Consider the following 23,530-nt stretch of genomic DNA (forward strand, 5'->3'; position numbering starts at 1 on the left):
CGGGGCGGCTCAGCCCAGGCGCAGGTAGCGGCCCCGGCGGTGGCCGAGCGGCTCGGGGTCGTCGACCACCTCGACGTGCTCGAGGGTGCAGGTGAGCAGGTCCGACCAGCCCACCTGCTGGCGGACCTCCACCCGGGCGCCCGCCCAGGTGACCGGCCCGGCCAGCCGCGGCCCCCAGTCGGTGTCGACGAACGCCGCCTGGCGGAACGGCCCGCCCGGCGCGGGGGTGGTGCCGGCGAACTGGTCGGCGAGGTCGCGGTGGGGCCACGACAGCAGCTGCACCACCACGGGGTCGCCGACGTCGAGGGAGTCGGCCAGGTCGGAGTCGGGGTCGACGAGCCCGAGCACCCGCGCCGGCTCGCCCCCCGCGACCATCAGCGAGGTGAGGGTGAGGCCCGCGCGGGTCGCGCCGGCGCCCGTCGCCCAGAGCGACACGGCGCCGCCCACCCGGGCGCGGAAGCGGCGTACCGGGTCGGGGTCGGGGTCGGCGAACGGGTGGGTGGAGTGGATGGTCACGTGTCCTCCTGCGAGCGGGGCACGACGAGCTCCCACTCGGTGCCGTGGGGTCCGGTGTGCACGGTGGCGGTGCCGCCGAGGTCGAGCAGCCGGCCGCGGATCGAGCCGGAGACGCCGAGGCGGCCCTCGGCGGCGGCGTCGGCCAGGCGGCCCTCGGCGATGCCGCCCCCCTCGTCGCGCACGCTCACCTCCACGACGTCGCCGCGGTCGTCGACCAGCAGCCAGGCCGGAGCGTCGTCGCCGACGTGGCGCGCGACGTTGTCGAGGCAGGCACCCACCGCGGCGACCAGCTCGGTGACGACCGCGCCCGGCAGCAGCACCGGACGGCCCGGGACGGACACGGTGAGGCCCGGCCGGGACGCCGTGCGCTGCAGGGCGGCCCCCAGGTCGACGTCGGCCACGGGGCCGGCGGGGCCGCCGGGGCCGCCGGGGCCACCCGGGTCGAGGGCGGCGTCGGCCTGCACCAGGCGGCGCAGCGCCACCTCCTGCTCGCCGGCCAGCCGGCCGAGCTCGGCGCCGTCGCCGCCGAGCTCGCGGCCCCGTCGCTGCACCAGCGCCAGCACCTGCAGCACGCCGTCGTGCACGGCGCGGGCCAGGCGCACCCGTTCCGCCGACGCTGCGGCGGCCCGCTCGGCGGCGTCGCGCTCGGTGGCCATCTGCTGCAGCGAGCCGCACATGTAGCCGACCATGGGCCCGCCGACGAGCAGCAGGAACACGTTGCCGTAGACGTCCTGGTTGAGCTCGTCGCGCACCAGCAGGTCGGTGGCGGCCAGGGCGACGCCGGCGACGAGCCCGCCGACCCAGCGGTAGTGCACGGCCCACGCCAGCAGCGCGCCCATCACCCAGAACCCGGGCAGCGTGGCGTTGAACCCGTCGCCCTTGAGCCACGGCGTCACCGCCAGCGCCCCCACCGCCACCGCGAGGTCGAGCACCATCACCGCCGTGCTGCGGCGCCGCGCGTCGGCCTGCGCCCACAGCGCGGTGCCGGTCCAGGCCACCATGACCGCGACCGCGACGGCGCCCGCCACGGGGCGCTGGAAGTTGTCGGCGCGGTAGGCGTTGAGGGCGACGGCGTTGAGCAGCACCACCACGCGCAGCACCGCGAGCGCCGCGAACAGCCGGTCCTCGACCGCCGCCGCCGCGGCCGTGGGCCGGGACCCGGCCCTCACCGGTTCCCCCGGACGGGGCCGACCGGGGGGACGGACGCAGGCGCGGGGGCCATCGGGACGAGCGGCGCGGTCAGGACGCGCGCTGCTGCTCGTCGCGGGCCGCGTCGGCCTTCTCGCGGGCGGCCTGCTCCTTGGCCTGCTCCTTGGCCTGCTCCTTGGCCAGGTCCTTGGCGCGGCCGGCGTACATGTCGACGTACTCCTGCTCGGAGAGGCGCATGATCTCGTACATGATCTCGTCGGTCACCGAGCGCAGGATGTAGCGGTCGTTGGCCATGCCCTCGTAGCGGGAGAAGTCCAGCGGGCGGCCGAAGCGCACGATCGGGCGGGTGAAGGTGCCGAAGGTCTTGCCGGGGGGCGCCACGACGTCGGTGCCGACCACGGCCACGGGCACCACCGGCACCCCGGTCTCCAGCGCGAGGCGGGCGACCCCGGTCTTGCCGCGGTAGAGCCGACCGTCGTGGGAGCGGGTGCCCTCGGGGTAGATGCCGAACAGCCCGCCCTGGCCCAGCACCTTCTTCGCCGAGGCCAGCGCACCGGCCGCGGCGTCGGCGCTGGAGCGGTCGATCGGCACCTGCCCGGCGCCGGAGAAGAACCCGCGCTGCAGCCAGCCCTTGGGGCCGGTGCCGGTGAAGTACTCGGCCTTGGCGACGAAGGTGACCCGCCGCGACAGCGTGAGAGGCATGAACAGCCAGTCGGCGTAGGACAGGTGGTTGCTGGCCAGGATCGCCGGGCCCTCGTCGGGCACGTGGCCGGCGCCGACGACCTGCGGCCGGAACACCACACGCAGCAGCGGCCCGAGCGCCACCCACTTCAGGAACCAGTAGAACACCGAGCCATCCCTCCCGCCTGCGGCCTCGACGGAGGCCGGGAGCCGTCCGGGGCACCCCCGGGCCGCCGGCCCGTTCCGTCAGCCGAAGACTAGGGCATCGCGGCCCCGACGCCCGAGCCACGATCGCAGCCACCTCCGCGGTCGCGGGCGGGCGCAGGCCGCGACCGACCCCGTACGGTGGGCACGTGCAGCGCGATCCCCACGACGAGCCCGCGGCGGGCGACCCCCACGACGCCGCCTGGCGCTCGATCGTCGAGAACTACGGCGAGCGGACGCCCCTCGACGAGGAGCCCCTTCCGCCCGTGGACACCGCCGCCGGCGCCACGTCGTACGACGCGCTGCTGGACGCCCCGATCGACGCGCCCCGCCACGAGCCCCCGGCCGAGCCGGACGACCGGTTCGTGCCGCCCGACCCGCCGGCGGCGCCCCGCCCGCCCGCCGACCGGCTGGCGGCCTGGGCCGGCGTGCTGGGCAGCCCCGTCGTCGTGGTGGTGCTGATCGTCCTGGCCTTCACGTTCGGCCTGAGCGTGCCGGGCTGGGTGCTGCTGCTGCTCGCCACCGCCTTCGTCGGCGGGTTCTGCTACCTGGTCTCCCAGATGCCCCGGGAGCCCCGCGAGCCCTGGGACGACGGCGCCCAGGTCTGACCCCTCGGGCCGCCGGCCGCCGGTCCGGCGACCGGTCCCCCGGCCCCGCCGTCAGACGCGCGCGGCGACGGCCTGGCGGGCCAGGTGGGCGGCGCCCACCACCCCGGCCTCGGGCCCGAAGCGGGCCCGCAGCACCCGCGGCACCCGTCGGTGCGCGGCGCCGACGAGCGAGCGGCGCAGCGCGGTGCGCGCCGGGTCGAGCAGCAGGTCGCCGGCGGAAGCGACCCCGCCGCCCACCACGACCACGTCGGGATCGAAGGCGGCCACCAGGTTGGCCACGCCCACGCCCAGCCAGTCGCCGACCGACGCGAACGCCTCCAGCGCCACCGGGTCGCCCTGCTCGGCGGCGGTGGTCACCATCGGGCCCACCAGCTGCTCGGGCTCGCCGCCGCAGAGCTCTGCCAGCACGCCGGGCCGCCGACCGTCGACCTGGCCCCGCGCCGCGGCCAGGCGGCTGCGGGCGTGGCGCACCAGCGCGTTGCCGCTGGAGTACTGCTCCCAGCACCCCTGGCCGCCGCACTCGCACGACGCGCCGCCCGGCACGACCTGCATGTGGCCGAACTCGCCGGCCATGCCGTTGCGCCCGCGGTGCACCCGTCCACCCACGACGAGCGCGCCGCCGATGCCGGTGCCCATGGTCACCACCACGGCGTCCTGGGCGCCCACGGCGGCGCCGGTGAGCGACTCGGCCAGCGCCGCGCAGTTCGCGTCGTTGTCGAGCGCCACGACGGTCGACCACCGTGCGGCGAGCCGGGCACGCACGTCCTCGCCGCGCCACGGCAGGTGGGGGGCGAACGCGACCCGCTCGCCCGCCGCGTCGACGAACCCGGCCGCGGCCAGGCCGACGCCGTCCACGCGACGACCGTCGGCCACCTCGCGCACGGCCTCGTCGAGGGCCTGCTCGACCAGCGCGACCTCGACGCGCCGGCCCGGGGTGGACCGGCGGGCCACCCGCGGGAGGGTGCCGTCGTCGGCCACCTCGGCGGCCAGCACCTTCGTGCCGCCCACGTCGACGCCGATGTAGAGCCCGCGCGGCTCGGGATCGCCCACGTCAGTACCGGGCGAGGTCGGCGGCGCCGATGAGACCGGCGCGGTTGCCGAGGCGGGCCTTGCGGATCTCCAGGCTCGGGCGGTGGCCACGGCCGGTGAGGTTGGCGGCGAAGGCGTGGCGCACCGGGTCGAGCAGCAGCTCGCCGGCCTCGCTGACACCGCCGCCGATCACCACGACGGCGGGGTCGAGGACGGCGGTCAGCGACGCGATGCCCTCCCCCAGCCAGCGGCCCAGGTCGGCGAGCTGCTCGACGGCGAAGGCGTCGCCGTCGCGCGCGGCCTCGGTGACCAGCGGCCCGGTGATGGCCTCCACCCGACCCTGCGCGCGGTCGAGGACGCCCTTGGCCAGCAGCGACCCTCCGGCAGCGGCGTTGCGGGTCTCGCGCACCAGCGCCGAGCCGCTGGCGTACTGCTCGAAGCAGCCGTAGTTGCCGCAGCCGCACAGGTGCCCGCCGGGCACGACGCGCATGTGGCCGATCTCGGCGCCGACGCCGAACGCGCCGCGGCGCAGGTGGCCGTCGAGCACCAGCCCACCGCCGACGCCGGTGCCGACGGTGACCAGCAGCAGGTCGTCGACGTCGTGGCCGGCCCCGAAGCGGAACTCGCCCCACGCCGCCGCGTTGGCGTCGTTCTCGATCACGACCGGGAGGTCGACACGCGCCTCCAGCTCGCTCTTGAGATCGACGTGGCGCCAGGCGATGTTGGGCGCGAACATCACGATCGAGCGCGACTTGTCCACGTAGCCCGCGGCGCCCACCCCCACCGACGTGATGGCGTGGCGCGAGCGCAGCTCGGTCACCAGGCCGGCGATGGCCAGCTCGATGGCCTCCTCGTCGCTGGCCGGCGAGACCACCCGCAGCTCCTCGAGGATGCTGCCGTCCTCGTCGACCACGCCCCCGGCGATCTTGGTGCCGCCGACGTCGATGCCGCACGTGAGCGTCACTGGGTCTCCTCGGGGTGGGGCGTGGTGGGGTCGGCCGCGGGTGAGGGTACGGCGTCGTCGTCCCCGCCCGGGTCGGCAGGTCCGCCGGCACCCGCCTGCCCCGGACGACCGGGCGACGGACCGGGCGAGGGGTCGGGCTCGTCGAGGTCGATGTGCTGGACGCCGTCGCGCCGGGCCCGGCCGGGGTCGGGGCGCGCGTCGTCGGGCACGTCGGTGGCCAGCCAGAGCTCCGCGGCCCGGGTGAGCGACGACAGCGCCGAGAGGAGGTGGGTGCGCACCTCGGGGTCGACCCCGCGCGCCGCCCGCACCGCCCGGCACACCGGGCACCACGCGCACTCGGGTGGCGCGTCGGTCCCGGGCTCGCGGGGCTCGTGCTCACCGGGGCCGTGCTCGTGGGGACCGTGCTCGTGGGGGCCGTGCTCGTGGGGGGCGTGCTGGTGGGGGTCGGTGGGGTCGGGCTCGTCGGCGCCGTCCGAGGACCCGGCGGCGTCGTGCAGGCCTTGCTGGAGGTGTTGCGCGGCCTGGCCCGCCAGCCCGGCCAGCCCGCCGGCCAGCCCGCCGGCCAGCCCCCCGGTCAGCCCACCGCCGAGGACGCCGCCCGCACCCCCGGCCCAGCCGGCGAGCGCCTCGACGAGCTTGGCCGCCTCCTCGGCGACGTCACCGACCTCCTCGGGGGTCTCGTCGGCCGAGCCGTCGCGGGTCACGAGCTGCGCTCCTCGGCGGCGGCCGGGGCCGGGGCTGCGAAGCGCACCTGCAGCTCGCCCTCGACCACCGACGCACCGACCACGTCCATCCGCGCGAGCACCGCGGGCAGCGCGAGCGGTCGGCGGTGGGAGCCGACGGTGACCACCAGGTCGTCACCGGTGCGGGCGAGGTCGACCTCGGCGCGGGTGGCGCCGGGCAGGGCGAGCCCGAGCAGGGCGCCCTCGGCGGTGGGGGTCACCCGGAACGGGCCCGGGCCCTGCGGCAGCGCCAGCGGGTCGTCGCCGGCGTAGAGGTCGAGGGCGAGGTCGAGCAGCGCCTCCCGGCCCACCGGCTCGCCGGGCCGGTACGACAAGCGCCACACCGGCAGGCCGGCGAACGACTCCGCGACCCGGGCCAGCACGTCGTCCTGGGCGCGCACCCAGCCGGCGCGCCAGTCGTCGGAGCCCGACGCGGGGAAGACGCGGTTGGCCACCACGCCGTCGACGCGGTAGCCGTGCAGCGACAGGCTGGTGTGGCTGCGGCGGGCCTCGGCGAGCACCACCGCCTCGGGGGTCAGCACGAGGCGCACGCTCGCGGTGGGCCCCACGAGCAGCTCGCGCACCTCGGCGAGCTCGCCGTGCAGCCGGCGCACGGCGTCGACGACGTGCTCACCCGGCGACGGCACCCCGGTGGCCCGGCTGACCACGGGTCGCAGCGCCCGCACCAGGCGGCGCTCGGCGGGCAGCAACCGGTCGACGTACCAGCCCAGCGCCTCGGGGAGCGCCAGCAGCCGCAGGGTCTCCGCGGTGGGGGCGCAGTCGACGACGACGACGTCGAAGCGCCCCGAGCGCGCCTGCACCCGCAGCTCGAGCAGCGCCAGCACCTCCTCGGCGCCGGGCAGCACGGTCAGCTCCTCCGCAGCGACGGGGTCGACGCCGGCGGTGCGGAGCAGGCCGGTGAGGTAGCCCTGCACCTCGGCCCACGACTGCTGGAGCCGCTGCTGGGCGTCGACCTGCTGCACGTGCAGCAGCGGCGCCACCTCCGTCGGCTCACCGCCCACCGGCACGCCGAAGGCGTCGGCCAGCGAGTGGGCCCCGTCGGTGGAGAGCAGCAGGGTGCGCCGTCCGGCCGCGGCGGCGGCCGCTGCGGTGCCGGCCGCGACGGTGGACTTGCCGACGCCGCCCTTGCCGGTGAACAGGACGACGCGCACCGGGTCGACCCCGTCAGGCAACCGACTCGACGCGCTTCTTCAGGCCCTTCAGCGCGGCGTCGATGAGGATCTTCTCGCCGCGGCGCTTGAGCATGCCGATCAGCGGAATGGTGACGTCGAGGGCGAGGCGGTAGGTGACCTCGGTGGAGCCGCCGGGCAGCGCGCGCAGCGTGTAGGCGCCGTCGAGGGCGCGCAGCATCTTGCCCTCCACCAGGGTCCAGGTGACCTCGCGGTCGCCGTCCCAGGTGTAGGCCAGCGTGTACTCGTCCTTGATCGGCGCCACGTCGAGGGCGAAGAACACCCGCTCGGCGCGGTCGCCGGCCCCGGGCTCCACGACCTCGACCGTCTGCACGCCCTTGGCCCACGCGGGGTACGCCGGGAAGTCGGCGATGACGGCCATCACCGCGGAGGGCGCGGCGTCGATCACGATCGACGACGTGGTCTGCTCGGCCACGGTGGCCTCCTGGTGGCTCGGACGGGCGTGGGGCGCCCGGTCCGTCCCGGGCCCGCGGCCGGTGGGGACGGCCGGGAGACCTGCCCGGTGCCGGGCTCCCCGCGGGGCGTCCGACGTCCGTTCCGGTCGGTCAGCGAGCGTACCGGATGCCGGGGGCCGCGGCCCCGGCGGTAACGTGCGCGCGGGACGACCTGCCCCCGGTCGCCGACCGACCACTCCACCGCTGCGACCGAGGAGGCACCGTGCGTGAGTTCTCCACGCCCCTGACCATCGAGACCCCGACGACGGGCAGCCTCACCGACGACGTCGTCCGCAACGCCGCCGAGGCCCCCGACCAGGCCGTGTTCAGCCGGCCCGGACCCGACGGGGAGTGGCAGGACGTCACGAGCGCCGAGTTCCTCGCCGAGGTGTCGGCGGTCGCCAAGGGCCTGCTCGCTGCGGGCATCGAGGCCGGCGACCGGGTGGCCCTGATCTCGAAGACGCGCTACGAGTGGACGCTGCTCGACTACGCCATCTGGTTCGCCGGCGCGGTGACCGTGCCGGTCTACGAGACCTCCTCGGAGGAGCAGGTCGGGTGGATCCTGCGCGACTCCGGCGCCCGCGCCGTGGTGGCCGAGACCCCCGACCACCTCGCCCGGGTCCGGGCGGTGCGCGGCGGCCTGGAGCACCTCGAGCACGTGTGGTCGCTGGGCGACAACGCCATCGACGTCCTGGGCCGCCTCGGCGACGACATCTCCGACGGCCAGCTCGAGCAGCGCCGCGCCGCGGTCACCCCCGACGCGCTCGCCACCCTCATCTACACCTCCGGCACCACCGGGCGGCCCAAGGGCTGCATGCTCACCCACGCCAACTTCATGGTGGAGCTCGGCGTGGCCGTCGACGAGCTCGACCGGCTCTTCGACGAGGACGCCGCCACGCTGCTGTTCCTGCCGCTGGCCCACGTGTTCGCCCGGATCATCCAGGTCGGCTGCGTGAAGTCGCGCACCCGGCTGGGCCACAGCGCCGACATCACCCACCTCGTCGACGACCTGCAGGCGTTCCGCCCGTCGTTCATCCTCGCCGTGCCGCGGGTCTTCGAGAAGGTCTTCAACACCGCCTCGCAGCGCGCCGCCGCCGACGGTCGCGGAGCGATCTTCGACCGCGCCGCCGAGACGGCGATCGCGTACTCCCGCGGCCTCGAGCGCGGCCGGCCGTCGCTGGCCGTGCGCGCCCGGCACGCCGTGTTCTCCCGCCTGGTCTACGGCAAGCTGCGCGCCGCGCTCGGTGGCAGCTGCACCCACGCGCTGTCCGGTGGCGCCCCGCTGGGCGAGCGCCTGGGCCACTTCTACCGCGGCATCGGCCTGGTCGTGCTCGAGGGCTACGGCCTCACCGAGACCACGGGCGCGCTCACGCTGAACGTGCCCGACGGCGTCAAGATCGGCACCGTGGGACGTCCGCTCCCCGGCACCGCGGTGCGCGTGGCCGACGACGGCGAGCTGCTCTTCCGCGGCGGCCAGGTGTTCACCGGCTACTGGGCCAACGAGGCCGCGACGGCCGAGGCGCTCGAGGGCGACGGCTGGTTCCACACCGGCGACGTCGGCGAGGTCGACGACGAGGGCTTCGTGCGCATCACCGGGCGCAAGAAGGAGATCCTGGTGACCGCCGGCGGCAAGAACGTCGCCCCCGCCGTGCTCGAGGACCGCCTGCGCGCCCACCTGCTCGTCGACCAGTGCCTCGTCGTCGGCGACGGCCAGCCGTTCATCGGCGCGCTGGTCACCATCGACCCCGAGTCGTACGCCGTGTGGGCCGAGACCCACGGCAAGCCTGCGGACCTCGCCGACGGCCTCGACGACCCCGACCTGCGCGCCGAGGTGGAGAAGGCCGTCGACGACGCCAACAAGGCGGTCTCCAAGGCGGAGTCGATCCGCAAGTTCCGCATCCTCCCCGACCAGTGGACCGAGGAGGGCGGACAGCTGACGCCCAGCCTCAAGCTCAAGCGCGCCGTCGTGATGCGCGAGCTGCGCGCCGAGGTCGACGACCTCTACGGCTCCTGACCCGGCCGACCGCGCCCTGACCCGCACTGACCCGCTGTGGTCAGCCGTGGTCAGCCGGTCGGCGGGGGCCATGGCCCGTCCGGGTGGTGGAGGCGTGGCCGTTCGGTCGCCGTCCGGCGATAACGCGCCGGGCCCCCTCGCGCGCTCCTAGGCTGCGACGCGGAGGGGGCCAGGGCCCCGGCAGGTGTGAACGCCGTGGCGCGGGGTCGGAGGGACCACGCGTCGGGCACCGAGGGAGAGGTCGCACACGATGGACCGACGCAGGGTGCTGCTCGTCGCAGCGACCGTGGTCGCCGCGCTGGGCACGGCGCTGGTGTTCCTGTACGCCCGCGGGGCGGACGACCGCGCGCAGCAGCAGTTCGCCACCGTGGAGGTGCTGGTCGCCAACGCCCCCATCGAGCGGGGCGAGACCATGGCCGACGCGCTGGCCGGCGGCAAGCTGTCGAAGGAGGCCGTGGCGGAGGGCCAGGTGCTCGCCGGGGCCACCGCCGCCACCGACGACATCGCCCGCCTGGTCGCCCTCACCCCGATCTACCCCGGCGAGCAGGTCATCGACGCCAAGCTCGGCAAGAGCGCGGCGGGCGAGTCGCCGCTGACCATCCCGCCCGGCAAGATGGCGGTCTCCGTGAACCTCACCGACCCCGGCCGCGTGGCGGGCTTCCTGGTGCCGGGCGCCGAGGTGGCGGTCATCTACAGCGGCACCGACCCGGCCGGCACGACCTTCACCCGCACGCTGATGCCGCGCGTCACGGTGCTCGGCGTCGGCTCCGACACCCCGGCCAGCGTGGCCGCGGCCGGCGGGACCGAGGAGGCCGCGGCGGCCCCCGAGGTGGTCGCCCGCACCCTGCTCACCCTCGCCCTCGACCAGGACGAGGCGCAGCGCATCCTCTACGCCCAGTCCAGCGGCGAGCTGACGTTCGCGCTGCTCACCGCCGACGTCGACGTCCGCCCCGACCCCGGCGTCACCGCCGAGAACCTGTTCGGCTGACCGGCATGCCTGTCGTCGTCGAGCCCGACCCCACCGTCCTGGCCTCCCTGCAGGCCCGCCTGCCCGCCGGCAGCCAGGCCGTCGACACCACCGACCGCATGGCCGCCTGGCTGGCCCAGCACCCCGACGAGTACGTCGCCGTGCTCGGCCCCGGTGTGGACTTCTTCGCCGCCGTCGAGGTGTGCGACCAGCTGCGCACCACCCGTCCCACCGTCAGCGTCGTGCTGGTGCTCGACAAGATGGACACCGCGATGCTCACCCAGGCCATCAAGGCCGGGGCGCGCGACGTCGTCCCCCGCGAGGAGGAAGACTCGCTGAGCGCCGCGATCGACCGCGCCCACCAGCTGTGGGTCGCCCTGCGCGGGCCCCAGGGCGCCGCCCAGCTCGGCAAGGTCGTCACCGTGTTCTCCCCCAAGGGCGGGGTCGGCAAGACCACCGTCGCGGTCAACCTCGCCCTCGCCCTGAACGCCGGGGGCGCGCGCCGGGTCTGCCTGGTCGACCTCGACCTCGCGTTCGGCGACGTGGCGATCACCATGCAGCTGGTCCCCCACCACTCCATCGAGCACGCGGTCGGCTCGGAGGAGACCCTCGACCAGGAGCTGCTGGAGAGCCTGCTGACCCGCCACGGCGACTCGCTGATGGTGCTGGCCGCCCCCAGCCACCCCGACGTCCGCGACCGGATCAGCCCGCTGCTGGTCTCCCGGGTGCTGCGCACGCTGCGGGAGAGCTTCGACCACGTCGTGGTCGACACGGCCCCGTCGTTCGACGAGCAGGTGCTCACCGCACTGGACGAGACCGACGAGTGCGTGGTCGTGGCGACCCTCGACGTGCCCACCCTGAAGAACGTCAAGGTGGCGCTGGAGACCCTCGACACGCTGGCGATCGCCCCCGGCCACCGCCACCTGCTGCTCAACCGCGCCGACGACGCCGTCGGCATCACCCCCGAGAAGGTCGAGACGATCCTCGGCATGCCGGTGGCCGCGCGGGTCGCGACGTCGATGGAGATCGCGGCGTCCACCAACACCGGCACCCCGATCGTCGCCGGCTCCCCGACCCACCAGTCCAGCGCCGCCTTCGTCGCCCTGGCCGCCCAGCTGGTCGGCGACGACCCGTCGGCCGCCCCCGCCACCTCGCCGGCGCCCGCCGCGAGGTCCCGCTTCCGGATCAGGAGGTGACCCGGTGAGCACCCTCGCCGACCGGCTGGCCGCCGCACGCCGCGCGCCCGGGGCACGGGTCGCCGAGCGCCCCGCCGTCCCCGCCCAGCAGAGCGCACAGCAGGCCGGCCAGCAGCCGGCCCCGGCCGGACGGCACGCCCACGCCGACGCCGACCAGGTCGGACCCGGGTCCGAGGCGCCGGCGTCCGCTCCCGCCCCCGCCCGCCAGCCCGCCGCCGGGAACGAGCGCGCCGCGGCCGGCACCACCGCACGCCGCTCGCTCACGGCGCAGCAGGGCGACCGCATCGAGCACCTCAAGGCCAGCGTGCACGGCGAGCTGGTCAAGCAGCTCGGTCCCCACCTCTACGCCGCCGACATGGACCAGGAGGAGCTCGACCGACGGGTGCGCACCGTGCTGGCCGAGGTGCTCGGCGCGCAGGACCGCCCGATCAGCAGCAGCGACCGGGCCCGGGTGACCCAGGAGATCAGCGACGACATCCTCGGCTACGGCCCCATCGAGCCGTACCTGCGCGACGAGGAGGTCTCGGAGGTCATGGTCAACGGCCACGACAGCATCTGGCTGGAGCGGGGCGGACGGCTGGTGCCGGCCGAGGCGCAGTTCGCCGACGAGGACCACCTGCGCCGCACCATCGACAAGATGGTCTCGCGCATCGGGCGCCGCGTCGACGAGTCGAGCCCCATGGTCGACGCCCGCCTGCCCGACGGCAGCCGGGTCAACGCCGTGGTGCCGCCGCTGGCCGTCGACGGCTCGGCGCTCACCATCCGCAAGTTCGCCACCGACCCGCTCACCGCTGACGACCTGGTGCGGTTCGGCTCGCTGAGCCCGCAGACCTGCGACTTCCTCGACGCCTGCGTCCGGGGACGGCTCAACGTCATCGTGTCGGGCAGCACCGGCGCCGGGAAGACGACGACGCTCAACGTGCTGTCGTCGTTCATCCCCGCCGACGAGCGCATCGTCACCATCGAGGACGCCGCCGAGCTCCAGCTCAAGCAGGACCACGTGGTGCGCCTGGAGTCCCGCCCGGCCAACATCGAGGGCAAGGGCGCCATCACCATCCGCGACCTGGTCAAGAACAGCCTGCGCATGCGCCCCGACCGCATCATCGTCGGCGAGGTGCGCGACGCGTCGGCGCTCGACATGCTCCAGGCGATGAACACCGGCCACGACGGCTCCATCTGCACCCTGCACTCCAACGGCCCCCGCGACACCCTGGCCCGCATGGAGACCATGGTGCTGATGGCCGGCATGGACCTGCCGATCCGCGCCATCCGGGAGCAGGTGGCCTCCGCGGTCGACCTGATCGTGCACCAGACCCGGTTCAAGGACGGCACCCGCCGGATCACCCACATCACCGAGGTCGAGCGGATGGAGGGCGACGTCATCACGCTGCAGGACGTCTTCCTCTTCGACAACTCCCTCGGCTTCGACCACGACGGACGCACGCTGGGCCGGATGCGACCCACCGGCCTGCGCCCGAAGTTCCTCGAGAAGATGGCCTACGCCAACGTGACCGTCGACCCCCGCCTCTTCGCCACGGACCGGGTCTGATGCGCTCGGCTGCCACGGGTGGCCGCCGCACCGCGGCGGCCGTCGGCGTGCTGGCCCTGCTCGTGCTCGGTGGTGCGGGCGTGCCGGCGGGCGCCGCTCCGGGGGGCGCCGACGACCCGGCCGCCGCGATCGCGCACGTCGAGCCGCGTCGTGGCGGGGCCGAGGTGCTGGTGTCGGTGCCGCCGGACGCCGCGGTCGACCTCGGCGGCGTCGAGGTCGACGTCGACGGCGTGCCGGCCCGCGCCACGGCCGTGCCGGCCGGCACCTCCGACGCCGTGCGCCGCACGGCGGTGCTGGCCGTCGACACCAGCAACTCGATGGCCGGCGAGCGCTTCGCGGCCGCCCAGGCCGCCGCCCTGACCTTCGTCGACAGCGCCCCCGAGGACGTCGAGATCGGCGTGGTCACCTTCGCCAGCGAGGTGGTCGCGGCCCAGGAGCCCACCCTCGACCGCGACGCCGTGCGCGCTGTCGTCGGGGGGCTGGCCCTCACGGCGCAGACCCGGCTCCACGACGGCGTGCTGGCCGCCGTGGACATGGCCGGTCGCGACGGCTCCCGCCAGGTGCTGGTGCTCTCCGACGGCGCCGACACCTCCGGGACCCCGCTGCGCGACGTCACCGACGCCGTGACGGAGGCGGAGGTGCTGGTCGACGTGATCGCCCTGGAGCAGGGGGCCGAGCAGGAGCGGGTGCTCACGCGGCTCGCCCGGGCCGGGCAGGGCCGGCTGGTGCCGGCCACCAGCGCAGCCCTCGAGCGGGCGTTCGCCGACGAGGCGCAGGCCCTCGACCGCCAGGTGCTGGTCAGCGTGGAGGCGCCGGCCGGCCTCACCTCCGCCGACGCCCAGCTGCGGGTCACCCTCCCCTCCCCGACCGGCCCCGTCGTGGCGGAGGCCTTCACCACCGTCACCACCACCACCGCCCGGGCACCCGAGGTCGGCGCCGGCCTCGACGCCGCGGTCGTCGTCGACGGCGGGTGGGTGGCGCCGACCTGGACCATGCCCGCCGGCGTGGCCACGTTCGGTGTCGGCCTGGTGGGGCTGGCGCTGGCGCTGGTCCCTCGCCCGGCCGCGCCCCCGACGGCGGCCGAGCGGGTGTCGTCGTACACCGCCGACACCTCGCGGGCGTCGGCGGCGGCGCCGCCCAAGGTCGACGCCGAGCAGGCGCGTGCCCAGGCCACCGACGCCGCCGACAAGGTGCTGCGCCGCGCCAAGGGCCTCGAGCAGCGCATCGCGACGCGCCTCGACGGTGCCGGCAGCGACCTGCGACCCGCGGAGTGGCTGCTGGTGCACTCCGCGGTCTTCCTCGTCGCCGGTGTGCTCGGCCTGCTGCTCGGTGGCGGCAGCCTGGTGCTCGGGCTGATCTTCCTGGCCGTCGGGCTGGTGGGCCCCTGGCTCTACCTCGGGGTGCGCCGCTCGCGTCGTCGCAAGGCGTTCAACACCGCACTGCCCGACACCCTGCAGCTGATGGCGGGCTCGCTGTCGGCGGGGCTCTCGCTGGCGCAGTCGGCCGACACCATCGTGCGCGAGGGCGTCGAGCCGGTGGCCTCCGAGTTCCGCCGGGTGCTGGCCGAGACCCGCCTCGGGGTCTCGCTGGAGGAGTCGATGGACCACGTGGCCGAGCGCTACGAGAGCAAGGACTTCGCGTGGGTGGTCATGGCGATCCGCATCCAACGCCAGGTCGGCGGCAACCTCGCCGAGCTGCTGGAGAACGTCGCCGGCACCATGCGCGAGCGGGAGTACATGCGCCGCCAGGTCGCCGCCCTCGCCGCCGAGGGCAAGCTGTCGGCGTGGGTGCTGGGCGGCCTGCCCCCGTTGTTCCTGGTCTACCTGCTGCTGACCAGCCGGGACTACATCATGCCGATGTTCACCGAGCCCCTCGGCTGGTTGATGCTCAGCGGCGCGGGCCTCATCCTGGGGGTCGGCGTGTTCTGGATGAGCCGCCTGATCAAGGTCGAGGTGTGAGATGACGATGGTGCTCGTGCTCGGGGTCGCCCTGGTGGCCGTCGCCCTGGTGCTGGTCGGCTCCGCGCTGCGCAGCGACACCGAGGCGGTGGGCGTCACCCGCTCGCTGGCGGTGCTCCAGGCGATGACCGACGCCCCGAAGGAGCTCACCGAGGAGATCGACCGGCCCTTCCGCGAGCGGGTGCTCGAGCCCCTGCACGGCCGGGCACTGAGGGTCGGCCGACGCCTCAGCGGTGCCGACGCCGGCGAGCGGATCCGTCACAAGCTCGACGTGGCCGGCAACCCCCAGGGCCTGACCGTCGACGGGGTCGTCGCCGGCAAGGTGATCGGGGCGGTCGTCGGCCTCGCCCTGGGTCTCGGGGCCAGCCTGCTGCTCGGGCTGTCGGTCACCACGCTCGTCGCGGTGGCCGCCGGCGGGCTGCTGCTCGGCTTCCTCAGCCCGGCGCTGTACCTCTACCAGAAGACCTACGAGCGCTCCGCGCGCATCCTGCGCGACCTGCCCGACGCCATCGACCTGATGACGATCAGCGTGGAGTCGGGCCTCGGGTTCGACGCCGCCGTGCAGCAGGTGGCGCGCAACACCGAGGGCCCGCTGGCCGACGAGTTCGCCCGCGTGCTGAAGGAGATGCAGATCGGCCAGGGCCGGTCCGCCGCCCTGCGCGGCCTGTCGGAGCGCACCGACGTCGACGACCTGCGATCATTCGTCGGTGCCATGGTCCAGGCCGACGCGTTCGGCATCCCCGTCGCCCAGGTGCTGCGCGTGCAGTCCGCCGAGATGCGCATGAAGCGGCGCCAGCGTGCGGAGGAGAAGGCCCAGCAGGTGCCGGTCAAGATCACCGTGCCGCTGATCTTCTGCATCCTGCCCTGCCTGTTCATCGCCGTCATGGGCCCTGCGGTCATCAGCATCATGGACAGCTTCTAGTGGGTCGCTACCGGTGAAGGAGCTGCACCCGCTGTCCATCAGCGCCGCCGCACGAGCCTTCGTGCTGGTGGCGCTGCTGGTGCCCGTGCTCTGGGACCGTGAGATCCAGGCCGCCCTGGCGATGGTCACCCTCGGGGTGGCCTGGCTCCTGGTCAGCACCGCTGAGCTGCGCGCACAGCGTGGCCTGCTGCGCGTCGCTGTGTTCGAGGCCGTGGTCGTCGGCCTGACCTGTGGCGTGGGGGTGCACTACTCGACCGCCGTGCTCGGGGCGATCGTCGTGCCGCCGTTCGTCGCGGGCCTGCAGCGCGGCGTCGGGGCCGTGGCGGTGTCGCTCGCCACCGTCCTGGTGGTGCTCGGTTCCGCCTCCGCCTCCGCCCTCGCCCACGACGGCGGCGGCCTGACGCGCGAGGAGATGACCGGCGTCCTCACCTGGGGCATCACCGCCCTGGGGCTGGGCCTGATCGCGACGTTCCTGCGCTCGGCCATCCTCCGCACCTCCGACCCGCTCGAGCCCTACCGCTTCGCCCAGGAGCTGCTGCGCCAGCTCATCGACCTGAGTGGCGGGTTCAGCTCGGGACTCGACCCCACCTCGCTCGGCGGGGCCATCCTGGCGTCGGTGGGCGACCACGTGCCGACGTCACGGCTGGTGCTGTACGTGCCGCGCGGCGACAGCCTCACCCCGCTGCTCAGCCGCTCGCTGGACGACGGCGACGGCGACGCCGGCTTCGACGGCGACCTGGACGGCCTCCTCGGCGACAGCGAGCTTCGGGCCGAGCGCTCCTGGGCCGGTTGCGCCACGATCGTCGAGGGCCGTTCGTTCGCGTTCCCGCTGCAGACGGGTGCCGGGGTGGCCGGCATCGTCGCCGGCACCCTCTCCGACCGGCTCGACCCCGTCGGGTTCGACCTGCTGACCCGGCTGCGCGACCTCGGGCGCGACCTCGGCCCCAGCGCGGTGCACCTCGACACCGCCCTGCTGTTCGCCTCCTTCCGCGACGCCGCCACCGCCGACGAGCGGCGCCGGCTCTCCCGCGAGATGCACGACGGGATCGCCCAGGAGATCGCCTCGCTGGGCTACCTCGTCGACGCCCTGGCCGCCCGCCCCGCCGACGCCCAGCAGGCCGAGCGCATCGCCGTGCTGCGCCGGCGGATCACCGCCGTGGTCGCGGAGGTGCGGCGCTCGGTGGTCAACCTGCGCACCACCGTCGGCACCAGCGAGAGCCTGGGTGCGGCGATCGGTGCGATCGTGCGCAACCTCAGCGAGGTCTCCGACGTCGCGATCGAGCTGACCCTCGACGAGCACGCGCGCCGACTGCGCCCCGAGGTCGAGGCCGAGCTGTTCCGGATCACGCAGGAGGCGCTGAACAACGCCGTGCGGCACGCACGCTGCTCGACCATCCGGGTCAGCTGCCAGGTGCACCCCCCGCGGGCACTGATCACGGTCGTCGACGACGGGCGCGGCCTGGGCGAGGCGCGCGCCGACTCCTACGGCCTGGGCATCATGCGCGAGCGGGCCCGGCTCGTCGGCGCGGAGCTCACCGTGAGCAGCCCGCCCGACGGGGGCGTGACCGTCCAGGTGCGGCTGGGCGAGCCGGTCGCCCCCGCCGAGCCGACCGAGCCCGCCGCCGAGCCCGCCACCGAACCTCTGGCCGACCTCCCGGTGAGCCCGGCCGAAAGGCACGACCCGGCGGGCGGTGCGAGCGGCTCGCATCCCACTACAGTGAGGGCATGACCGACCAGCCCATCCGCGTCCTGCTGGTGGACGACCACGAGCTGATCCGTTCCGGGCTCTCGGGCGTCTTCGAGCTGGAGGACGACATGACCATCGCCGGGGTCGCCGCGTCGGTGACCGAGGGGCTCGCCGCCTTCGACCGGCTCTCCCCCGACGTGGTGGTCACCGACCTGCAGCTGCAGGACGGCACCGGCCTCGACGTCGTGCGGGCGGTGCGCAAGCGCAGCTCGACGGTGGGCCTGGTCGTGTTGACCATGCACTCCGGCGACGACCAGATCTTCGCCTCGATGGAGGCGGGCGCCTCCGGCTTCGTCGGGAAGGACGCACCGTCCGCGGAGGTCATCCGCGCGGCGCGCCACGCCAAGGTCTCGCCCCGGTCGTTCGTCTGCACCGGGCTGGTCGGCGCGATGATGCGCCGCACCGCGTCGGAGTCGAGCCGGCTCACCGATCGCGAGCACGAGGTCCTGCTGCTGCTCGCCGACGGCCTCGGTGCTGCCGCGATCGGCGACAAGCTCTACCTCAGCGAGTCGACGGCGAAGTCCCACATCGCCCGGATCTACCAGAAGCTCGGCGCCGCCAACCGCGCCCAGGCCCTGGTCACGGCCATGCGGATCGGCCTGTTGTCGAGCATCAGCCCAGGTGGGCGCCCCTAGCGTCCACCCCAGGTGGGCCATGGGCTCGACGTCCCGGCGCCCGGGGTAGTCCCAATGGACTACCGGGGTCGAGGCGGAGGGTCGATCCGCACGGCGACGGGATCGAGCAGGATCTCCGGTATGAGGCTCCGCGCCTCGCCCGAGGAACCACACTGACTCTAGGAGCCCCCCATGATCGACTACCTGCGCAGCCTGATCACCGTCATCTCCGTCCGCGAGGACGACGAGCGCGGCGCGTCCGCCGTGGAGTACGGCCTGCTGATCGCCGGCATCGCCGCGCTGATCGTGGTGATCGTCTTCGCCTTCGGCGACAGCGTCAAGGACATCTTCAACGACACCTGCAACAAGGTGGGTTCGTCGACCGGCACGGCTGCGAGCGGCGCGACCTGCACGACCGACTGACCCCAGTCGTGAAGCAGAGCGATACAGGGGCGTCGGCGGTCGAGTACGGGCTGCTCATCAGCGGCATTGCCGCGCTGGTCGTCGTGGTCCTGTTCGCATTCGGCGACAGCCTTGCAGACGCGTACGTGCACACCTGCAACTCCGTCAGCGGGACCACCGGCACGAGGAGCTGCTGACGCGTCGTTCGACGGCTGCGACCACGTCGTCGCACCGCCCCCGCCGACCTCCCCCGAGGCCGGCGGGGGCGTTCGTCGTCCGGAGCCCCTGGTCAGCGCGAGCGGGGTGCGTCCGCCAGGCGGGCGAGCTCGGCGCGCCAGCGCCCGGTGAGCCCGGCGACGTCGAGCCCCACGACCGCACGCAGCGTCGTCGCCAGGCCGGCCCCGGCGCTGGTGCGCTCGTAGAGCCGCACCAGGGCCTGCTCCCCCGCCTGTGCCACCACGACGCGGCACACCAGCCAGGCCGCCTCGTAGGTGGCACCGAGATGGGTGCGGGAGGCGGCGAAGTCGTCGCCGGTGGGCAGCGCGGCCGGCAGGCCCGTACGACGCACCCGGGCGGCGGCCTGGGCGGCCGTGGTGCCCAGCGGCAGGTCGACGTCGCGCAGGGCCACGTAGTCGGCGAAGCCCTCCACCAGCCACAGCGGCGCCCGGCTGGTGGGCGCGTCGGTGACGGCGTGGGTGGCCTCGTGGCTCATCACGACCTGCGCCCCCTGGGCCCGCAGACCCGCCATCTCGTCGGGGTTGACGAACACGTGGAGGGGCGCGCCGGGCCGGGTCGACCCGTCCACCGAGGCGGTCACCGCGGCCACGCCGCCGTAGGTGCCCGGCGCCACGCCGAGCAGGTCGTCGAGCTGGCCGGCGGAGGCCGGCACCTCCACGACCAGGCGCGGCCGCCGGTCGGCCACCACCCGCTCGACCACGGGCAGCGCGGTGCGCGCCAGCCGGGCGTAGCGAGCCAGCGCGGCGGCCGGCCCGGCGACCATCACCAGCGTGGAGCCGGTGCGGGTGACCCGCAGCGGCTCGGCGAGCCACAGCGGCGTGCGGAGGTCTCCCCCGCCGGCGCCCGTCACGGCCACCCGGTCGCCGTCGGCGCGCAGCGCGAAGGCGACCTCGGTGCGGGCCGGGGCGGCGTCGAAGCCCCGCAGGCGCCAGGTCACCTCCACCGCAGCGGTCCACGACCCGTCGGCCCCCACGGGGCCGGTCTGCTCGACGTAGCGCAGGACGACGTCGTCGAGGCGCAGTCGCTCGGCGTTGACCACCATGGCCCGCAGCCTCCGGGCGGCAACCGGGTCGTCGGCGGGTGCCAGCGCCGCCGCGGCGGGCGCGTCACCCGCGCGCACCGCCTCCTGCAGGCGCTGCACGGCCGCTGCGGCCAGGCCGGGCTCGGCCACCGCGGGGCCGTCCGCGGCCCCGGGGCCGGGCGGGGCGACGTACGGGTCGTCGGCGACCCGCCACACCACGAGGGCGACGACCACGACCAGCGCGAGCGCCACCGACAGCACGAGGCCGACCGCCCACGGTCGTGGGTGGTCGGCCTCCGGTGCCGGGGCGTCGGTCAGGGCTCAGCCCGGACGGACGGCGCCGACGTAGGGCATCGAGTTCAGCGGCGCGGTGGTGACCCCGCTGCCCGGGTTGGCGGCGTGCACGATCATGCCGTTGCCGATGTACATGCCGACGTGACTGATCGGGCTGTAGTAGAACACCAGGTCGCCGGGCATCAGGTCGCCCGCGCTGACCTGCGGGCCAGAGGAGAACTGGGCGCTGGAGCTGTGGGGCAGCGAGACGCCGGCCTGGGCCCAGGCCATCATGGTGAGCCCGGAGCAGTCGAAGGCCGACGGGCCGGCTGCGCCGTAGACGTAGGCGTCGCCCACCTGTGCCATCGCGTACGCCACGGCGGCCGCGGCGCGGCCCGAGGCCGGCACGGAGGCGGGGGCCGGCTCGGCGGGCGCGACCTCGTCGGCGGACTCGGTGGTCGTCGCGGCCGGCACCCGGGCGGCGGCCTCGTCGCGCGAGAGCACCGCAGCGCGGGCCTCGGCCTCGAGCCGGCCGAGGAGCTCCTCGGCCTCGGCGAGCTTGTCGTCGATCGTCGCCTTCTCCTCGGCCAGCTGGGCCTTGGTGTCGGCGACGTCGGCGGCGCGCTTCGCGACGGCCTGGGCACGGATGTCGAGGGCCTTCGACTCCAGCGTGTAGGTCTCGAAGAGCTGGTCCTGCACGCTGTCGACCGACGACATCGTCGACATCTGCGACAGGAAGGCGCTGGGGTCGTCGGCGACGACGACCTGGCCGACGGCGGAGAGGCCCTGGCCCTCGTACTGGCGCACGACGGAGTCACGCACCTGGGTGCGCACGGCGTCGAGCCGGTCGTCCTGGCGCTCCTCGTCGGCGCTGAGGGCGTCGAGGTCGCTGTTCAGCTCCTCGAGCTCGATGCGGGCGTCGTTGAAGCGCTCCGAGGCCTGCTCGGCCTCGTGGTAGAGCCGGTCGACGCGGGCCTCGACATCGTCGATGTCGGGCTCGGCCTGGGCCGGGGAGGAGGGGATGATCCCGATGGCACCCACGAGGGTGAGTCCGACGAGGGCGGTGCTGAGTCGTTTCCGGCCGTGCTGCACGAGCGGGCGGTCTCCCTTTGTTGTCGTACGTCTACCGGGTGAGCTGACGGGTTCGGGCACGACATGCCCTACGCCCGCTCCACGTGCTCGCGCACGCCTCGCGGGAGATTCACCCCAGGTGGGGAAGTGGGTCCCCGGCTCCAGGACACGGCAGGCGTGGCCCGGACTCGACGCGGTGTCCGTGCGGACCGGCCGGCCCACTACTGCCGGACACCTGAGCACGTGAGGCTAGCCGCCACCGCACCCTCCACAAAACCCGCACCACGCCGAGTCGGTGGAGAACCCGGGACATCCGACGGTCTTTACCCCCGTGCGTCACAGCAGTCCCGTGGGTCACACCGCGGCCGCGCTGGGTCACGCCGACTCGGCGCCCGGGGTGTCCACGGCCTGCACCAGTCGCAGTGGCGGCACCAGGCCACCGGCGGCCAGCGCCTCGAGCGCCGTGCGCTCGTCGTCGTCGAAGGTCAGCTCGGGCGGCGGGCCCAGCAGCACGGTGACCACGCAGTCGTGGCAGGCCAGTCCCCGCACCACGCAGGTGTCGCAGTCGATTCTCGTCGTCATGGGCTGCACGCTGGCAGGACCCACCGACAGTGCCCGCGCTTGCGGTGCCGGTCAGCTGCCGGTCAGCTGCCGGTCAGCTGCGGGTCAGCTGCGGGTCAGCTGCGGGTCAGCAGCGCGACGAACGCCGTCACCGACACCACCCGGGCCCCGGCCCGGGTGACGTCGGCGCCGAGGGCCCGGTCGTCGGTGACGACCAGCAACGTGCGACCCGCGGGCTCGGCGTCCACGAGGTCACGGATCACGTCGTCGGCGATCACCCCGACCGGGCTGAACAGCACCTTGACCCCCCGGGGCGGGCTCACCGGGGGCCGGTGCGTCGACTCGGCGGCGTCGAAGACCACCGTGGTCTCGGCACCGGTGCGACCGACCACCGGGGCCACCGACGTGAGCAGGCGCATGCGCTGGGCCTCCAGCGACGAGCCCGGCCACACCGCCTTGCTCACGTTGTAGCCGTCGACGACCAGGCGGCTGCGGGGCAGCGCGAGCAGCTGCTCGAGCACCCCGGGGCTGACGGTGGCGGCCACGGCCCCGGTGACGACCTCGTCGCGGCGCAGGCCGTCCTCCACCCGGTCACCCGGCGCGCCGGGCACGGGCGGCAGCGCGAGCTCGCGGCGCAGCCCGGCGGCCGACTCGATCACCGAGTCGAGCAGCAGGCGGGCCCGCATCGTCACCTCCTCGCGCTCGGAGCGCACCTCGCGCCGACCGGCACGGGCCGCCGCCTCGAGCCGCTCCACCTGCCCCTGCAGGCGGCGCAGCTCGCGCTCCTGCTCGACCAGGGCCGCCTGCACGCGGTCACGCTCCTCGCGGGCGGCGTCCCGCTCGGCGTGCGCCGCCTCGAGCGCCGCACGGGCCGCGGCGTCGTCAGGACCCCGCCCGGCGCGGCGGGCCTCGCCGAGGCGTCGGCGCAGCCCGGCCACCTCGTCCTTGTAGTCGGCCACCTGCTGACGGTGGTCGGCCCGCAGCTCGCGCACGGCCTGCTCGGCCTCCTCGGCGCGCCGGCGCCAGCGCTCGCTGCGGACGTCGTCGGCGTGCGCCTCGACCTCGACGAGTTGCGCCACCGCCCCTCCCAGCAGCGGCGACCACCCCTCGGGCCGCACCAGCCACGCCAGTGCCGCCGTCTCGGCCGGATCACCCAGGTCGGCCGGTTCCGCCGGGTCGGGCGTCCCCAGGCCGGCGACCGCCCGGGCGTGGCGGGCGGCGACCTGCACCCCCACCCGGGCGCGCACGTCGTCGTCGGCCAGCGCCGCCGCCAGCGCGGTGCCGCCGAGCCGGGCGCGCCGGGCGGGTGCGAACGACGCCACCCGCCGCAGCGCCGGCGGCAGCGTCGGCACGTCGGGCAGCACGTCGGCGGCGAGGACCACCAGGCGCGCGCGCACGGTCTCGGGCAGCTCCGCGAACGCGGGCGCGTCGGCCGGTGCGGACATGGCGGGCGACCTCGCTGCTCGGGGGTGGCTCGGGG

Annotated in this window: 23 protein-coding genes and 1 riboswitch; of the genes, 11 read left to right on the top strand and 12 right to left on the bottom strand. The window is 75.2% G+C overall.

Going from position 1 to position 23,530, the window contains the following annotated elements; translation table 11 throughout:
* Positions 1-9: 9 nt before the first annotated feature.
* The 3 genes from AC4OR8_RS11585 to AC4OR8_RS11595 all read right to left on the bottom strand — a co-directional run bounded on the left by AC4OR8_RS11585 (position 10) and on the right by AC4OR8_RS11595 (position 2,514).
* Entirely contained in the window at positions 10-516 is a 507-nt protein-coding gene (locus AC4OR8_RS11585; protein WP_492165710.1) for a flavin reductase family protein, read from the bottom strand.
* Positions 513-1,685, bottom strand: a complete 1,173-nt coding sequence (gene macS / locus AC4OR8_RS11590) for a MacS family sensor histidine kinase (RefSeq protein WP_492165711.1) — start codon at positions 1,683-1,685, stop codon at positions 513-515. Before macS ends, AC4OR8_RS11585 begins: the two co-directional genes overlap by 4 nt.
* 70 nt (positions 1,686-1,755) lie before the next feature.
* Positions 1,756-2,514, bottom strand: coding sequence for a lysophospholipid acyltransferase family protein (locus tag AC4OR8_RS11595; protein WP_492165712.1), 759 nt, complete (start codon positions 2,512-2,514; stop codon positions 1,756-1,758).
* A 185-nt stretch (positions 2,515-2,699) separates the two neighbouring features.
* On the opposite strand from AC4OR8_RS11595, the gene AC4OR8_RS11600 reads away from it, so the two are divergent.
* Entirely contained in the window at positions 2,700-3,158 is a 459-nt protein-coding gene (locus tag AC4OR8_RS11600) for a hypothetical protein (protein ID WP_492165713.1), read from the top strand.
* Positions 3,159-3,209: 51 nt separating this feature from the next.
* Here the strand turns inward: AC4OR8_RS11600 and AC4OR8_RS11605 are convergent, their stop codons facing one another.
* The 5 genes from AC4OR8_RS11605 to AC4OR8_RS11625 are packed head-to-tail and all read right to left on the bottom strand — an operon-like array spanning position 3,210 to position 7,499.
* Positions 3,210-4,208, bottom strand: coding sequence for an ROK family protein (locus AC4OR8_RS11605; protein ID WP_492165714.1), 999 nt, complete (start codon positions 4,206-4,208; stop codon positions 3,210-3,212).
* A gap of 1 nt (position 4,209) precedes the next feature.
* Positions 4,210-5,151: an ROK family glucokinase gene (locus AC4OR8_RS11610; RefSeq protein ID WP_492165715.1), complete on the bottom strand. Its 942-nt coding sequence runs from the start codon at positions 5,149-5,151 to the stop codon at positions 4,210-4,212.
* The gene (locus AC4OR8_RS11615; protein ID WP_492165716.1) at positions 5,148-5,855 is read right to left on the bottom strand and encodes a hypothetical protein; all 708 of its coding nucleotides are present in this window, start codon (positions 5,853-5,855) and stop codon (positions 5,148-5,150) included. Before AC4OR8_RS11615 ends, AC4OR8_RS11610 begins: the two co-directional genes overlap by 4 nt.
* Positions 5,852-7,045 carry an ArsA family ATPase gene (locus AC4OR8_RS11620; RefSeq protein ID WP_492165717.1) on the bottom strand — a complete coding sequence of 398 codons (1,194 nt, stop codon included), beginning with the start codon at positions 7,043-7,045 and terminating at the stop codon, positions 5,852-5,854. The genes AC4OR8_RS11615 and AC4OR8_RS11620 overlap by 4 nt, the downstream gene beginning before the upstream one ends.
* A gap of 13 nt (positions 7,046-7,058) precedes the next feature.
* Positions 7,059-7,499, bottom strand: a complete 441-nt coding sequence (locus AC4OR8_RS11625) for an SRPBCC family protein (RefSeq protein WP_492165718.1) — start codon at positions 7,497-7,499, stop codon at positions 7,059-7,061.
* A gap of 242 nt (positions 7,500-7,741) precedes the next feature.
* On the opposite strand from AC4OR8_RS11625, the gene AC4OR8_RS11630 reads away from it, so the two are divergent.
* The 10 genes from AC4OR8_RS11630 to AC4OR8_RS11675 all read left to right on the top strand — a co-directional run bounded on the left by AC4OR8_RS11630 (position 7,742) and on the right by AC4OR8_RS11675 (position 19,084).
* A complete protein-coding gene (locus AC4OR8_RS11630) occupies positions 7,742-9,532 on the top strand; it encodes an AMP-dependent synthetase/ligase (RefSeq protein WP_492165719.1) in 1,791 nt (596 codons plus the stop codon).
* A 250-nt stretch (positions 9,533-9,782) separates the two neighbouring features.
* Positions 9,783-10,520 carry a Flp pilus assembly protein CpaB gene (gene cpaB, locus AC4OR8_RS11635; RefSeq protein WP_492165720.1) on the top strand — a complete coding sequence of 246 codons (738 nt, stop codon included), beginning with the start codon at positions 9,783-9,785 and terminating at the stop codon, positions 10,518-10,520.
* Between the two features lie 5 nt (positions 10,521-10,525).
* Positions 10,526-11,695, top strand: a complete 1,170-nt coding sequence (locus AC4OR8_RS11640) for a CpaE/TadZ family protein (protein WP_492165721.1) — start codon at positions 10,526-10,528, stop codon at positions 11,693-11,695.
* A gap of 4 nt (positions 11,696-11,699) precedes the next feature.
* The gene (locus AC4OR8_RS11645) at positions 11,700-13,244 is read left to right on the top strand and encodes a TadA family conjugal transfer-associated ATPase (protein ID WP_492165722.1); all 1,545 of its coding nucleotides are present in this window, start codon (positions 11,700-11,702) and stop codon (positions 13,242-13,244) included.
* A complete protein-coding gene (locus tag AC4OR8_RS11650; protein ID WP_492165723.1) occupies positions 13,244-15,202 on the top strand; it encodes a type II secretion system F family protein in 1,959 nt (652 codons plus the stop codon). The genes AC4OR8_RS11645 and AC4OR8_RS11650 overlap by 1 nt, the downstream gene beginning before the upstream one ends.
* A gap of 1 nt (position 15,203) precedes the next feature.
* Positions 15,204-16,124 (top strand): type II secretion system F family protein, encoded by a 921-nt coding sequence (locus AC4OR8_RS11655; RefSeq protein ID WP_492165724.1) that lies wholly within the window; start codon positions 15,204-15,206, stop codon positions 16,122-16,124.
* Between the two features lie 13 nt (positions 16,125-16,137).
* Positions 16,138-17,853, top strand: coding sequence for a sensor histidine kinase (locus AC4OR8_RS11660; RefSeq protein ID WP_492165725.1), 1,716 nt, complete (start codon positions 16,138-16,140; stop codon positions 17,851-17,853).
* Positions 17,850-18,506 carry a response regulator gene (locus AC4OR8_RS11665; protein WP_492165726.1) on the top strand — a complete coding sequence of 219 codons (657 nt, stop codon included), beginning with the start codon at positions 17,850-17,852 and terminating at the stop codon, positions 18,504-18,506. Before AC4OR8_RS11660 ends, AC4OR8_RS11665 begins: the two co-directional genes overlap by 4 nt.
* Positions 18,507-18,677: 171 nt before the next feature.
* Complete coding sequence (locus tag AC4OR8_RS11670; protein ID WP_492165727.1) at positions 18,678-18,908, top strand: Flp family type IVb pilin; 231 nt, start codon at positions 18,678-18,680, stop codon at positions 18,906-18,908.
* 8 nt (positions 18,909-18,916) lie between these two features.
* Positions 18,917-19,084, top strand: coding sequence for a Flp family type IVb pilin (locus tag AC4OR8_RS11675; RefSeq protein ID WP_492165728.1), 168 nt, complete (start codon positions 18,917-18,919; stop codon positions 19,082-19,084).
* A 92-nt stretch (positions 19,085-19,176) separates the two neighbouring features.
* On the opposite strand, the gene AC4OR8_RS11680 is transcribed toward AC4OR8_RS11675, so the two are convergent.
* From AC4OR8_RS11680 to AC4OR8_RS11695, 4 genes are all read right to left on the bottom strand, one after another.
* Positions 19,177-20,397, bottom strand: a complete 1,221-nt coding sequence (locus AC4OR8_RS11680; protein ID WP_492165729.1) for a peptidase MA family metallohydrolase — start codon at positions 20,395-20,397, stop codon at positions 19,177-19,179.
* A gap of 69 nt (positions 20,398-20,466) precedes the next feature.
* Complete coding sequence (locus tag AC4OR8_RS11685) at positions 20,467-21,459, bottom strand: C40 family peptidase (protein WP_492165730.1); 993 nt, start codon at positions 21,457-21,459, stop codon at positions 20,467-20,469.
* 64 nt (positions 21,460-21,523) lie between these two features.
* Positions 21,524-21,673: riboswitch (cyclic di-AMP (ydaO/yuaA leader) on the bottom strand.
* 191 nt (positions 21,674-21,864) lie between these two features.
* Positions 21,865-22,071, bottom strand: a complete 207-nt coding sequence (locus AC4OR8_RS11690) for a hypothetical protein (protein ID WP_492165731.1) — start codon at positions 22,069-22,071, stop codon at positions 21,865-21,867.
* A 95-nt stretch (positions 22,072-22,166) separates the two neighbouring features.
* On the bottom strand, positions 22,167-23,495 hold the full coding sequence (locus AC4OR8_RS11695) for an NYN domain-containing protein (RefSeq protein ID WP_492165732.1): 1,329 nt from the start codon (positions 23,493-23,495) through the stop codon (positions 22,167-22,169).
* Between the last annotated feature and the right edge of the window lie 35 nt (positions 23,496-23,530).

This window comes from Nocardioides sp. FY1077, assembly GCF_058681775.1.

Bases quoted from the DNA above. Each gene is read 5' to 3' on its own strand.
- cpaB (WP_492165720.1), top strand. From the start codon at position 9,783: ATGGACCGACGCAGGGTGCTGCTCGTCGCAGCGACCGTGGTCGCCGCG.
- AC4OR8_RS11640 (WP_492165721.1), top strand. From the start codon at position 10,526: ATGCCTGTCGTCGTCGAGCCCGACCCCACCGTCCTGGCCTCCCTGCAG.
- AC4OR8_RS11650 (WP_492165723.1), top strand. From the start codon at position 13,244: ATGCGCTCGGCTGCCACGGGTGGCCGCCGCACCGCGGCGGCCGTCGGC.
- AC4OR8_RS11655 (WP_492165724.1), top strand. From the start codon at position 15,204: ATGACGATGGTGCTCGTGCTCGGGGTCGCCCTGGTGGCCGTCGCCCTG.
- AC4OR8_RS11665 (WP_492165726.1), top strand. From the start codon at position 17,850: ATGACCGACCAGCCCATCCGCGTCCTGCTGGTGGACGACCACGAGCTG.
- AC4OR8_RS11670 (WP_492165727.1), top strand. From the start codon at position 18,678: ATGATCGACTACCTGCGCAGCCTGATCACCGTCATCTCCGTCCGCGAG.
- AC4OR8_RS11690 (WP_492165731.1), bottom strand. From the start codon at position 22,071: ATGACGACGAGAATCGACTGCGACACCTGCGTGGTGCGGGGACTGGCC.
- AC4OR8_RS11695 (WP_492165732.1), bottom strand. From the start codon at position 23,495: ATGTCCGCACCGGCCGACGCGCCCGCGTTCGCGGAGCTGCCCGAGACC.